The 13352-nt window shown below is 61.9% G+C and carries 8 protein-coding genes, 1 tRNA gene and 2 pseudogenes; 5 read left to right on the top strand and 6 right to left on the bottom strand.

The features are described 5' to 3' along the window. Positions 1–113: 113 nt before the first annotated feature. The 3 genes from D1223_RS18130 to D1223_RS18120 form a co-directional block, all read right to left on the bottom strand. The gene (locus tag D1223_RS18130; protein WP_267896333.1) at positions 114–443 is read right to left on the bottom strand and encodes a CoA transferase; all 330 of its coding nucleotides are present in this window, start codon (positions 441–443) and stop codon (positions 114–116) included. A gap of 104 nt (positions 444–547) precedes the next feature. Continuing rightward, a tRNA-Leu gene (locus D1223_RS18125) sits at positions 548–632 on the bottom strand. A gap of 348 nt (positions 633–980) precedes the next feature. Then, positions 981–1667, bottom strand: a complete 687-nt coding sequence (locus tag D1223_RS18120) for a TetR/AcrR family transcriptional regulator (protein ID WP_119377745.1) — start codon at positions 1665–1667, stop codon at positions 981–983. A gap of 307 nt (positions 1668–1974) precedes the next feature. Between D1223_RS18120 and D1223_RS19130 the strand changes: the two genes are divergently transcribed. The 5 genes and pseudogenes from D1223_RS19130 to D1223_RS18100 all read left to right on the top strand — a co-directional run bounded on the left by D1223_RS19130 (position 1975) and on the right by D1223_RS18100 (position 9247). Beyond that, the gene (locus tag D1223_RS19130) at positions 1975–3150 is read left to right on the top strand and encodes a TonB-dependent receptor (protein WP_233349541.1); all 1176 of its coding nucleotides are present in this window, start codon (positions 1975–1977) and stop codon (positions 3148–3150) included. Positions 3151–3159: 9 nt separating this feature from the next. Beyond that, the gene (locus D1223_RS19125) at positions 3160–4248 is read left to right on the top strand and encodes a TonB-dependent receptor (RefSeq protein ID WP_267896332.1); all 1089 of its coding nucleotides are present in this window, start codon (positions 3160–3162) and stop codon (positions 4246–4248) included. A gap of 14 nt (positions 4249–4262) precedes the next feature. After that, positions 4263–5978 carry a carboxylesterase/lipase family protein gene (locus D1223_RS18110; protein WP_233353228.1) on the top strand — a complete coding sequence of 572 codons (1716 nt, stop codon included), beginning with the start codon at positions 4263–4265 and terminating at the stop codon, positions 5976–5978. Further along, the gene (locus D1223_RS18105; RefSeq protein WP_119377744.1) at positions 5969–7561 is read left to right on the top strand and encodes an AMP-binding protein; all 1593 of its coding nucleotides are present in this window, start codon (positions 5969–5971) and stop codon (positions 7559–7561) included. Before D1223_RS18110 ends, D1223_RS18105 begins: the two co-directional genes overlap by 10 nt. A gap of 18 nt (positions 7562–7579) precedes the next feature. Further along, positions 7580–9247 (top strand): annotated as a pseudogene (locus D1223_RS18100) (carboxylesterase/lipase family protein). A gap of 7 nt (positions 9248–9254) precedes the next feature. Here D1223_RS18100 and D1223_RS18095 read toward each other — a convergent pair. The 3 genes and pseudogenes from D1223_RS18095 to D1223_RS18085 all read right to left on the bottom strand — a co-directional run bounded on the left by D1223_RS18095 (position 9255) and on the right by D1223_RS18085 (position 13212). Further along, positions 9255–10808: an FG-GAP repeat domain-containing protein gene (locus tag D1223_RS18095; RefSeq protein WP_119377743.1), complete on the bottom strand. Its 1554-nt coding sequence runs from the start codon at positions 10806–10808 to the stop codon at positions 9255–9257. Continuing rightward, positions 10808–12151: a spinster family MFS transporter gene (locus D1223_RS18090; protein WP_119377742.1), complete on the bottom strand. Its 1344-nt coding sequence runs from the start codon at positions 12149–12151 to the stop codon at positions 10808–10810. The genes D1223_RS18095 and D1223_RS18090 overlap by 1 nt, the downstream gene beginning before the upstream one ends. Before the next feature lie 416 nt (positions 12152–12567). Further along, a pseudogene (locus tag D1223_RS18085) lies at positions 12568–13212 on the bottom strand (IS6 family transposase). Positions 13213–13352 lie beyond the last annotated feature (140 nt).

Genomic DNA, 13352 nt, shown 5'->3' with positions numbered 1-13352 from the left:
TCGCATAATCCATTGGAGGGATGATCGATCCGTCCGTGAGACAACCACCAGCGGTCGTTGCGAGTCGTCACGTGCCGGCTTGATCGTTCCCGCATGCGGCGGCGGCGGGCGGACTAGATCGTGCCATTGCGGCGAAGGGCATCCAACGCTTCCCGGTCAAGCTTGAGAAGGCTGGAATACATCTCCTCATTGTGCTCGCCGAGCGTCTCCGGCCCCGGCCAGCGCACGCTGCCGGGCGACGAGGAGAGCTTCGGCGTTACATTGGGCATGGCGATCTTGCCCCAGCGCGCGCTGGCGAGCTCGACCAGGGCCTCGCGGGCAGCATAGTGCGGGTCGTCCAACATCTCGCCGGCGCGGTACACCTTCCCGACGGTTACGGCATGCTCGATCATGTGGGATTCGATCTCGTCGATGCCACGCTCGCGGGTCCACTCATTGGTGATCGGTCGAGTGCCTGCCGGTCCGCGCCGCGCGCCGAATGGGTCGCGTCGATACGCCTGTTTTAGAAGGGTTTATGGAGCTATTCGGACTGTCTCGGAAAAAGCAATGGTGCCCAGGAGAGGACTCGAACCTCCACGTCGTGAGACACACGGACCTGAACCGTGCGCGTCTACCAATTCCGCCACCTGGGCAATCCGGCTGCGAAGGCGGGGTGATAGGGCTGGCAGGCCAGAACGTCAACGGGGAAATCCAGCAATGTAATCACGCAATTGATGACTTCAGAATACCGTGGCCCGGTCGGAGCTACGAATTTACTTTAAGCAAAACCACAGCTTGCATTTCTCGAGAAAAAATGAAACCTATGCATTAATGAACTTGGAGAAACACAAATGCCAGCAACCCGTCTTCCGTTTTGGCGGTGAGGCGCGACATGTGCAAACGCGTCTCTGCCGTCTGATCACAGAGGGCTTTCTAACGCGATACGATACCGGATCACTTTTTAAAGTGGCGCGAAAGTCAACAAGCCGCCCGAATTTAAGCTAGGGGCGTCGCTTGGCCTTCTCATTGAGCTCGTGAAAGCCGCCGGCCATGAAAGAAGCCATGCGCTCCTTGGCGGCTTCAAAGTCATCAGACTTGCAGAGACCGTCAGACAGCCGGTCGATCCGGCCGGTTCGGCCAAGCGTCAGCATTAGGGCGCCTGTGACAAAGTGATAGCCCCAGAAAAGGTCCTCGCGCGACAGGTCGGGAAGGGCCTTCTGGAGGAGGTCGATGAGGCGCAGGACAACCTGGTCGAAATGGAAATCGAAAAGTTCGGCGCCGTAGGTCGTGTTGGAAGACTGCGCGCCGAGCACGCCGTAATTCTTCCAGCCTTCGCCGCCCTGGCTGTAAAGATCGAGGTCCGTATCGAGGAAAGCCCGCAGCGCGCCTTCGACCGTCGGCTTGCCCCCGCTCGCCTTGTCATACTCGTCTAGGGCCTTCATGCGCAGTGAACTTGTTACGCCGGCGCGGCGGGCGATCACGGCATCGAACACGCTCTTCTTGTCGTCGAAATAGTAGTTGAGCAGCGTGTGGTGCACCCCGACGCGCTTTGCGATGTCCTTTAGCGTGACGCCGTTAAAGCCGCTCTGGGCGAACAGATATTCGGCCTCGTCCAGGATCTGCTCCGTGGTTTCGGCGCGCTGTTCAGCCTTGGTCATGCGGCGGCGCTTGGGTGCGGTTTTCGTCATTCGGTCAGTCAGCCATTCTTTTTGATCAGTTCTGGTGAATGGCCAATCGTCCGCCATGTCAACGCTCGGCAAGGTCGCAGGCAGGGTATCAGCCGAGCACTGGCGCTAAGGTTCGCTGTGGTCACGACTGCCCTGTTTATTGTCATTCACCTCATCCGGTTTCCACTCTGACCTATCCAGCCCTGCGCCAAAAGACACAAGCGCAATAATGTTCATTATCGCAAGAGTGAATTTTATTGACACGGCTTTTTTTCTGGTTTCTATCGTCGGCACAAGCGGGAAATCCGCGGGACCAAGGGAGGAAGATATGACGATGAAATTCATGGCATCCGTTTCGGTAATTTCGCTGATCGCGCTTGGAGCGCCAGCCTTTGCCCAGGACGCCGATGCACCCGACACAAGCGAAGCGACACCGGAAAACGAAGCGCGCCAGGAACGCGTCCTGGTGACGGCAACCCGCCGCGAGGAAAGCCTGCAGGATGTGCCGCTCGCCGTGACGGCCTGGCAGCAGGACGCGCTCAGCGAGAAGGGGATCGTCAGCTATGACGGCCTTGCTCGTGAAACGCCGGGCATCGTGCTCAACCAGCCGACGGCCAACTTCAACACCATAACGACGCGCGGTATCGCCACGAATGGCTATGGCGCGAACCTCCAGGCCGCGACCGCCATCTACATCAATGAATTGCCGATCTCCTCGAACGGCAACTCCACCATCCTCGACCCGACCCTGTACGATGTTGAACGGGTCGAAGTCCTGCGCGGCCCGCAAGGCACACTGTTTGGCGCAAACTCTCTTTCCGGGGCCGTGCGCATCCTGACCAAGGCGCCGAACCCGAACGAATTCGAAGCCTCGGCGCTTGTCGATTACGGTCTTGTCGACGGCGATGCCTTCCGCCAGCGCTATAATGGCATGGTCAACATCCCGCTGCTCGAGGACCAGCTCGCGCTTCGTCTTGTCGGCTTCTACCGCGACGAAGATGGCTGGGTCGACAATCTCGGTACCGGCATTGAGGGGTCGAACTCGCTCGAAGCCGTCGGTGGCCGCGCACACCTCCTCTGGGAGCCGACCAGCAATTTTGATCTCGGCCTTCTGATCATCCACGAAGACAATGACCCAGCCGATTCCGGCCTGACCAATCCGGACCGGGGCGAATTCCTTCGTTTCACCGAGCGGCCGGACCTCTTCCAGTCAGATTTCACCAGCTACAATCTGACGGCGAACTATGAAATGGACTGGGCGACGCTGACCAGCTCCTCGACCTATTCCAATGTGGACGGCCTGTTCATTGTCGACCTCGCCGGAACGTTTAATCAGGCGATCCCCTTTGCGCTCGACGCAGTTGGCTCTGACGAGAATTTCGTTCAGGAGGTTCGCCTCGTTTCTGCCGACGGCGGTGACTGGGACTGGGTCGTCGGGGGCTTTCATTTCAACAAGCGCCGCGACATCGATTATGACTACCGCTCTTCGATCGAATTCCTCTAGGCCCGCAATCTGACGGGCCTTCCAGACGAATATTATCAGAGCTTCGCGGGTTATTTCGACGCCATCGAAACAGCCGCCTTTGGTGAGCTCACCTACCGTTTCTCAGACCAGTTCTGGGTCACGGGTGGCCTGCGCTATACTGAAACCGCCGTGCAGTCCTTCACTCTGCCAGGTGGCTACAACTCCAACTATCTGGCGGTTGCGCTTGGCGGCTTCACCGATGTCGAGCTGACCGTCTTCCCGGTTGTCGGTGTCGAGGGCCTCAAGGTCGAAGCTGACAACCTGTCATACAAGGCCAGCGCGTCGTACAAGCCGATGGAAAACCTGACGACGTACGCGTCGATCGCCACCGGTTTCCGCTCTCCGGTCGCGAATGCGCGGGCAGGTGCTGTAAGTATTGTTGACCCGAATGACCTCGTCATTCCGAATGGCGCGGACTCCGACGAGCTGATCAACTATGAAGTCGGCGCGAAAGGCACCTTCTTCAACGGGAAGCTCACCTCCAACCTCGCCGCCTATTACATCATCTGGTCGGACATCCAGGTTCAGGCCAACCGGCTTTCGGACCAGGTCCAGTTCGCCACCAATATCGGTGAAGCCGTCAGCCAGGGCATCGAATTCGAGGTCGGTTTCTATCCGGGCAATGGCTTCAGCCTGTTCGTCAACGGTTCAATCAACGACACCGAGATCACCGAGCTCACCCCAGAGGAAGCCGCAATTTCGGGTGCTGAGCCTGGCCTGCAACTCGCCATGCCGAACTTCCAGGGAGCGGCAACGGCGCGCTATGACTTCAATGTCGGAGAGATGGACGCGTTCTTCTCGGGCACGGCTGCCTATGTCGGCGACTTCCCGGCCATGCTGCCGAACGTTCCAGGCCGTCCGACGGTGCCGGCGCCGACCTTTGACTACACCGACGCCTACACTGTGGTGAATCTGCAGGCCGGCCTGTCCAAGGACAACTGGCAGCTGACAGGTTATGTCGAGAACCTCTTTGACGATAATTCGATCACCTACGTTCACCCCGAATCCTTCATCGACGCCCGCTATGCGCGCCAGCGCCCGCAGACCTTCGGTGTCCGCGTCAGCGTCGATTACTGATCGGGGGCAGGACTGTGCTGAATATCGGCAGAAGGCTGGACGGTGGCAGAACGCCCCGCCGCTTCGGCAAGCTTGTTGCGTCATCACTGCTCGCCTCGGCGCTGCTCTGGCAGGCCGGCTGCGCGGCGAATGATGGACTGGACGCTGGCGCAACTGAGACGCCGTCAGTAAATGTGACGACTGCGCCCGCCGGCGCGCTCCAGGGCGTGGCTGAGGATGGCGTCACCGTCTATCGCGGCATCCCCTTCGCGCTTGCCCCTGTCGGCGAGCGCCGCTGGGCTCCGCCACAAGCCTTTCCGGATTGGGACGGGGTTCGCGACGCGACCGAATTCGGCCCGGCCTGTCCGCAGCCCGGCGCCCGCCCGGGCAGCATCTATTACGAAAAACTCGGCGAGGTGAACGAAGACTGTCTCAGTCTCAATGTCTGGGTGCCGGACGGCGCGGAAGACGCGCCCGTCTTCGTCTGGATTCACGGCGGCTCGCTGGTCACTGGCGCCGGGAGCCAGGCGATGTATGACGGCGCGAAGCTTGCCCGCGAGACGGGGCTCATCGTCGTTACGATCAACTACCGCCTCGGCGTCCTCGGCTATCTCGCCCATCCGGGCCTCAGCGCGGAATCCCCGCAGAACATTTCTGGCAATTACGGCCTCAAGGACCAGGTCGCGGCGTTGAAATGGGTCGAGCGCAATATCGGGGCGTTTGGCGGCAATCCGGACAATGTCACCATTGCCGGGGAGTCGGCCGGCGCACTCAGCGTCGTGCTGCTGATGGTGTCGCCTGAAGCGCGTGGCCTGTTCAACAAAGCGGTCGCGCAAAGCGCCTACATGGTGTCCATGGCCCCGCTCCGGGGAACAAGAAATGGGCATCCTTCCGCTGAAGAGGCAGGGGTTGCCTTCCAGGAAAAGACCGGCGCGGCCTCCCTTGGCGAGCTTCGCGAGATGGACGCGGATAAACTCGTCTCAATCGCTGGACGGGCCTTCGTCCCCTTTGGCGTGATTGACGATGTCTGGATCACCGACCAGATGCCGGCGGCCTTCGACAAGGGCGAACAGGCAAAGGTCCCGGTTCTTGCCGGCTTCAATGAGGGTGAGATTCGCTCGCTGCGTTTCCTCCTGCCGCCCGTCCCGGAGAGCGATGCCTATGAAGCGGCAATCCGCGCGAGCCATGGCGACCTCGCAGACCGCTTCCTCGATACGTATCCGGCCGACAAGCCGGAAGCCAGCATGCTCGCAACCACGCGCGACGCCATGTATGGCTGGACGGCCGAGCGCCTCGCCGCCTCACAGACGGCAGCCGGCCAGCCCTCATACTTTTACTTCTTCGACCACACCTATCCGGCGGCCGACAAGCTCGGCCTTCGCGCCTTCCACGCGATGGAAATCCCATATGTTTTCGGCACTCTGTTCGACATTCCCGAGCCCTGGCCGCAGGCCCCACGCAAACAGTCCGAACGCGATCTGATGAAAGCGATGATGCATTATTGGGCAAGCTTCGCGCGCACAGGCACGCCCTCTGCCGAAGGTGCGCCGGACTGGCCCGCTTACGGAAATGATGCGACCGGCATGGTCTTCGCCGCGACGCCGAAAGCCTGGCCGGGTCTCGCCCGCGCCCGCTTTGAGCTGCATGAGACTGTCGTCTGCCGCAGGCGGGCCGATGGCACGCTGCAATGGAACTGGAATGTCGGCATCATCTCGCCGCCCCTGCCGCCGGAGGTGCCCGAATGCAACTGACCGACGGCACCATGCAGGACTTTGCACTAACGCTCGACCGCATGATCGACCACGCGTCGAAATGGCATCCCGACAAGGACGTGGTGACCCGCCGCTTCGACGGTAGTCTCGCCCGGATCGGCTATGCCGACCTTCGCGTCCGCGCGCTCAAGGTTTCCGCCGTGTTGCAGTCCCTCGGCATGAAGCCCGGCGACCGGGTCGCGACGCTCGCCTGGAACAGCCAGGCGCATATGGAATGCTGGTATGGCATTATGGGCCTCGGCGCGGTCTGCCACACGCTCAATCCGCGCCTGACGCCTGAGCAGCTCGCCTGGATGATCGGCCAGTCCGAAGCGCGTATCCTGATCGTCAGCGGCGACCTCCAGCCGCTCGCTGCAGAGATCGCCGCGGAGGCTGGCACGCTCGACCATGTGCTCGTCATCGACCCTGTCGGCCCCGATTGCTGCGCTGACGTGGACCTTCCGCAGGTCCGCGACCTTGAAGCGCTGATCTCGAAAGCCAGCCCCGACGGCATTGTCTGGGGCGATTTTCCTGAAACGACGCCCTGTGGCCTCTGCTTCACGTCTGGCACGACAGGCCGGCCCAAGGGCGTCACCTACACCCATCGCGGCAGCTATCTTCACACGCTCCGCCAACTCCAGGCCGATGTCAGCGGGCTGAATTCACACGATGTCGTCATGCCCGTCGTCCCGATGTTCCACGCCAATGCCTGGGGGCTGCCTTATTCAGCACCCGCCACCGGCGCCCGGCTCGTCTTCAGTGGTCGTCAGTCCGACGGTGCGACACTTGTGGACCTTATCCGCCGGGAAGGCGTCACAATAGCCGTCGGCGTGCCGACGCTCTGGCTCGACGTGTTCGACCATCTCGATGCGAACGGTCTCGACGTGCCGACCCTCAAACGGATCATGGTTGGCGGCGCGCCGATGAATGCGGCCCTGATGCGCCGGATCGAGGCCCGCGGTATCGCCGTCCAGACGACCTGGGGCATGACGGAACTTTCCCCACTCGGCACAGCCGCCCCACCCGGAGACGCCCGCTCGCCAGACACGGCCGGCCGCCCCGCGCTCGGCATGGATTTGATGCTCGCCGACCATGAAGGCACACCGCTGACACAGCAGCGCGGCCGCGAAGGCCATCTCTGGGTGCGCGGCCCATCCGTCGTCGAGCGCTATTTCGGTCAGGCCGAGCCCGCCACCAGGAATGGCTGGTTCCCGACAGGCGACCTCGCCCAGATCACCGAAGACGGCCAGCTCTTCATCACCGGCCGCGCCAAGGACCTCATCAAGTCCGGCGGGGAGTGGATCAACCCGGCCGAGATCGAAGCCCTGGTCTCCGGCTTGCCGGAAGTTGCCTTCGCGGCCGTCGTCGGCCGCGAGCATGAGAAATGGGGAGAGCGGCCCGTGCTGCTTGTCCAGTTCCGCGATGGAGCGAGCCTCGAGGATGAACGCCTGCTGGAGTCGCTGCGGGACCGAGTGCCGTCCTGGTGGCTGCCGGACGAGGTCATCCGCGTGCCGGCGATGCCGCTTGCTGGCACTGGCAAGATCGACAAGATACGTTTGAGGAGCCTTTATGGGTCGGCCTGAAGCGGGAGGAGCTGACAGATGAAACGATCGATCCCGACCCTGATTTTCGCCGGGCTTGCCGCGCTCGCGCTGAGCGCCTGCTCCAATGGCGACACGACTTCCTCCCCAGCGGCGCCGGCGCAGGAGACCGCTTCGGCAGGCCCTGTCGTCAGCGTCGCGCAGGGCGATGTGCGAGGCGTGAGCGAAGGCGACGTCAATGTCTTTCGCGGCATCCCCTATGCCACCCCGCCCCTCGGCGACCTGCGCTGGGCCCCGCCTGCGGCGCCTGCCGCCTAGGAGGAGGTTCGCGATGCTGACGCATTCGGGCCGAGCTGCATCCAGCCGCCCGTGCCACCGACGAGCGTTTACAATGATCCGCCGGAAGAGTCCTCGGAGGACTGTCTGTCCCTGAATATCTGGGCCCCCGCAGACGCGGAAAATGCACCCGTGATCGTGTGGATTCATGGCGGTTCGCTGCGCATCGGCGGGGCCGCGCAGCCCGTCTATGACGGTACGGCCTACGCCGATCGCGGTGTTGTGTTCGTCTCGATCAACTACCGCCTTGGCGTTCTTGGCTGGCTCGCGCATCCAGCGCTGATGGCCGAAAGCCCGCAGGGCCTGTCCGGCAATTACGGCCTGATGGACCAGATCGCCGCGCTCGAATGGGTGCAGGACAACATCGGCGAATTTGGCGGTGATCCCTCGAACGTGACCGTAATGGGCGAGTCGGCCGGGGCGCTCAGTGTGACCTATCTCCTCGCCAGCCCGCCCGCCGAAGGCCTGTTCGACAAGGCGATCATCCAGTCGACCAATACCCGAAATTTCGCAGAGCTTGGACAGGCGAGCTACGACCTGCCCGCCGCAGAGGCTGTCGGTGCGGCGCTTCTGGACAAGCTCGATTTCGATACCCTTGAAGAGGCGCGTGCAGCCAACGCGCAAAGCCTCGTCAATCGCACAACGCTGGCAGGCTACGCCCCATCTGGAACGATCGATGGTGTCTACCTGCCGCGGCAGATCAATGAAGCATTCGATGACGGCGCGTTTGCGAAAGTGCCCGTGCTGGCCGGTTTCAATAGCGGCGAGGCGCGCACCTACCGCATGCTTCTACCGAAGAAGCCGGAAACGCCCGAAGCCTATGAGGCTGCGATCCGGGCGCGTTATGGTGAAAAGGCAGATGACTTCCTGGCACTCTATCCGGCGAGTGAGATGGAAGAATCCATGCTTGCGGCGAACCGCGACAATGTTTTTGGCTGGGCGACAGAACGCGTTGTGCGCCGAGCCAGCGAGGCGGGCGAACCGGCCTATCTCTATGTCTTCGACCACTGCTATCCCGCCATGGCCGAGCGCGATCTCTGCGCCTTTCATGCGAGCGAGGTGCCCTTCGTCTTCGGCACGGTCGGGGACGTCGACTCCTATCCCGCGCAATGGCCAAAACCCGAACCAGAAGCCGCAGAAGCGCTGTCGTCGGTCCTTGTCGACTACTGGGCGTCCTTCGCGAAAACCGGCAAGCCTGAGAGCGACGACGGCCCGGCCTGGGCGCCCTATAGCGACGGCGAGGCCTACCTGCATATCGGCGACGCGCCAGAGCTGCGCCGCGACGCCTATCCCGGCATGTTCGAGTTCCATGAGCGGCTTTATCAGGAGCGCCGCGCGGCAGGCGAAGGCTGGTTCCTTCGGGTTGGTCTCGCCGCCGAGCCGCTCGAATAAGACGGCCCTATTCGCCAGCCTTGTTTGGCGCGATCAAGGTCATGTCGGTCTCATAGTTTTCGGCCCAGTTTTCCGGCGGCAGGGGCAGGGCGCGGCTCTCCGTCTCGCGGGCTGGCGCGAAAGCGGACCGCGGCCCTGACGAGCGCACCTGCTCCAGCCAGATTACGCCATCATATTCGCCGCTGTTCCCGCGCGTCGTGACGAGGTCGAGATCCCCATCGCCGTCCATGTCGGTGGCGATGAAGGCATCGTACATGCCGCGAACCCGCCGTGAGATATCGTGGCGTGTCCAGGTGGCGGCCGGGTCTCCACTGTTCTCGAACCAAGCGATGCGCCCGGCGCTCGATGACGGCGTCACGCCCGGTTCGTCGAAGTCGCGCGATGCGCCGGAATAGCCGCCTTTCAGGATGTTGAGCCCGGAATAGCCGCCTGTGACCGCGTCGAGGTCTCCGTCGCCATCAATGTCAGCCAGTTCGATGCCGATGACGACGTCCGGCAGGATGTCGCCGATGCGATGATAGACCCACGGCTCATCGAGGCTTCCGGGCTGTTTCAGCCAGCCAAGCCCGGCCATGAGCGGCGTGCCCTCGATCGCAGACGGCGTCTCATGCACCGCAACAGCAAGATCAAGCCGCCCGTCGCCATCAATGTCTGCAAAGTCTGTCTGGAAACCGCTGGATGTGCCTTTCCAGTTTGCGGGCACCTTAAAACCGGGAGCGATCTTGATTGGGTGAGGTGCAACCTCAATGCCGCCGCCCTCGCGCGGCCACGTATTCTCCAACATCGTCATGGTCTGGCGCAGGCGCGCGGCAGCGAGCACATCGAGGTCGCCATCACCGTCGACATCCACCGGCATGGCGGTGTTCGGCACGGTTTCGCGCGAGAGCACCTGCTCGCGCCAGCTTGAAGGCTCAAGCGGGTCGCCCTCGATCAGGAAAAGCGAGGTCGGCCGCGCCGCAGACGGCAGCGACGGATCGATGATGTCGGACGCGCCCTTGTTCGCCCCGAGCACATCCATGCGTCCGTCGCCATCAACATCCGCGATGAAGGTCCGCAGCCAGGAGCCACGATCCTGCGTGACCGGCGGAATGAGTTTTTGCCAGGGCGCGGACCGCGCGGCCGCGCCGGGGTTCTCGAAATAGATGAGATGCGCTTCCTCGCACGCTGCGACGAGATCCGGCCAACCATCGCCATTGAGATCGCCCACCGCGGCATCCTCGATCGCCGCGACCTCCGCGCCTTCGCCAATCGTGACATTGACCCAGACATCTGGATCATCCGTCGCAAAGGCAATGCGCAGATGGTTTGAGTCCTCGTGTACCGAGACGATGTCCGCCCGGCCATCCCCATCCATATCCGCCATCTGCAGCCCATCGCCGCCGCGGATGGGAACGCCGCCGTTCATGCCTTCGTCGTCAATGCGGTGCTCGACCCAGGAGATGAACTGCCCGTTTGGGGCCTGCGCTCGCGTCGGCGTGTCCGCAACGCTCAGCTCGGTCGGCGGCGTATGCGCACACGCCGCCATCGCCAGCACCAGTGTGGAGACGCCTGCCCGCCGCATCAGGCCTGCCGCCGCGCAATATCCCCGGTGACCTTGTTCGCAGCCAGGACGTAGTGAATGACTGACCATATCGCGGCAATCGTACCACAGATCACCATCGCCGTGCCGAGCGGCGCGGCCATGCCGGCGGTTGCAAAGGTGTCGCTCAGGAAGCCGACAATCACCGGCCCAAGTCCAAGACCGATGAGGTTCAGGACGAAGAACAGAACCGCCGATGTGAGCGCCCGCATCCGCCCGCTGACAAGATTGTGCGAGACCGCCAGCACCGCGCCGAGATAAGCCGCCGACAGGAAGTGGAAGGGCGCCGTCATGATCAGCGCGAAATAGACCTGTCCGGAGAGCAGGATGGCGAGCTGCACCGGGACCAGGAGCGAGGTCAGGATTGCCGGCACCCAGAGATACCAGCGCACATCCTTCGCGCCGAACTTGTCAGCCAGCCAGCCTCCGAAAAAGGAGCCGAGCCCCCCGCCAAAACCTGTGGTGAGCGCCATCCAGGCCCCGATGGTTCCCAGGTCGAGCTCATACGTGCGCAGGAAATAGGAGGGCAGCCAGTTGCCGATTCCGTAGATGATGAAGGCCTGAAGGCTGGCGGCGAGCGCAATGTGGCGGAAGGATATCCGCGTCCACAGAAGCCTTGCAACATCCCCGATCGGCGGAGCAGGTTCGGCGGCTTTACGGTCGCCTTCTGACCAACCCCGGATCGGTTCGCGAACCGTCAGAAGTAGGAGCAGGGCGAGGGCGACACCCGGTATGCCGACAACGAAGAAGGCGAGCCGCCAGCTGAATGCCTCCGCCAGGAAGCCGCCCGCGGCGAAGCCGATAAGGATGCCGATGTAAATGCCGATGGAATAGACCGACAGCGCCAGCGCCCGGTTCTTCGGCTTGAAGATGTCCGAGATCATGGAGTGGGCAGGGGGGCTGCCGCCAGCCTCGCCGACGCCGACACCGACACGCGCGAGCAGAAGATGGACATAGTTCGCCGCAAGCCCGCACATGGCGGTCATCACGCTCCATATCGTCAGCGCAATGGCAATGATGGTTCGTCGGTTGCCCTTGTCAGCCCAGCGCGCGATCGGGATGCCGCAGATCACATAAAACAGCGCGAACGCGAACCCGGTCAGCAGACCGAGCTGCGTATCTGACAGGTTCAGCTCCGCCTTGATCGGCTCCTGGAGGATGACGAGCAGCTGGCGGTCGACGAAATTGAAGACATAGACGACCGTCAGGACAGCCAGCACATAATAGCGGTAGAGCGGCCTTGAATAAGCGGTCTTCGCGGGGTCATCAGCCTGAGTAGTCTGAGAGTCGACAGCGCTCCCGGCGCTGGGCACGTCATTACTCATTTATCCTCCCGCGAGGCTTCAAAGCCCCGTCACCTTCCCTTGCCCAGAGCACGCTCCAGACCAGAATTTCGATCGCGCAAAGATATTCGCTCAAACGTGAGTGAAGTCAACATCTGTATGGGTGAAAGCCGAAATTGAACACGCCGATCTGTTTCTCAGAAACGGCATTATGCGAACGCTCGCCAAAGGGCATCGGGGCCCAAGAGATCTGGCGAAAGTGGTGCTCAGAGCCTTTCGGCGAATATTGCGGGAAGAGCAGGGAACATTGGGCGAGCAGAGACCGCAGCCCATAACAAAGCCCGCCAGTGGCGGGCGATTTGGGGTATTCCCGGATTTGGGCTTCAAGTCAGGGGCCCAAGTGGCGGTGTCGTCAGACAAACGCAAACTCGTCTCTGCTAGCTGCGGGTGAGCCGCTGTCAGGCGGCCAGAAGTTGGCGCCATTCTTGGAGCGCGATGTCACGTAGTGATTTGAATATTGAGCGGCGGTTGAGGTGGCGGTCGAGATTGAAATGGTTGTAGAAGGAGGCGTGGGTTGAAGCGAATTTCTGCAGGTTCGACATTCGTCTGAATCTCGACATGGCCCTCTCTCGTCGCCGGAAGGGCAGGTGACTGTTTTCGGCCCGATTATTGAGATGCCGGCCGACCTCCTGGCAGTCGATATTCCCGATATCTTTCATCGCAGCTCTGTACGATCTGAGGCGATCCGTCACGACAGTTCGTGGCGCGCCGTACCGCTTCATTGCTTTGCGCAGGAACCTCAATGCCGCTGATTTATCTCGTGTTTTCGTAACGTAGCTTTCGAGCACCTCGCCCTCATGGTCGACGGCGCGCCACAAGTAGTGGATTACGCCATTGATCTTTACGTACACCTCATCGAGATGCCATCGTCATTGAGTGATTTGACGAAGTTGCTGGGACCGGCGCTTCCTTATCTCGCCGGCGAACATCGGGCCAAACCGGTTCCACCAGTAGCGGACCGTCTCGTGGCTGACCTCGATCCCACGTTCGTGCAGAAGGTCTTCGGCGTTCCGAAGTGATAGTGGAAAGCGGACATACATCATAACGGCGAGGCGAATGATCTCAGGCGACGTTTTGAAGTAGCGGAAGGGTGACCTGGCTATGCCGATGAAGGTACGGCACTTAGATATCGCTCCTCAAGCCTAGTTTTTCTGACAATGCCCTTACAATCCCTTGTGACAGT

The sequence above is a fragment of the Henriciella mobilis genome (genome assembly GCF_003576285.1).
Classification (GTDB): Bacteria; Pseudomonadota; Alphaproteobacteria; order Caulobacterales; family Hyphomonadaceae; genus Henriciella; species Henriciella mobilis.
This window is presented reverse-complemented; position numbering and strand designations above follow the sequence as displayed.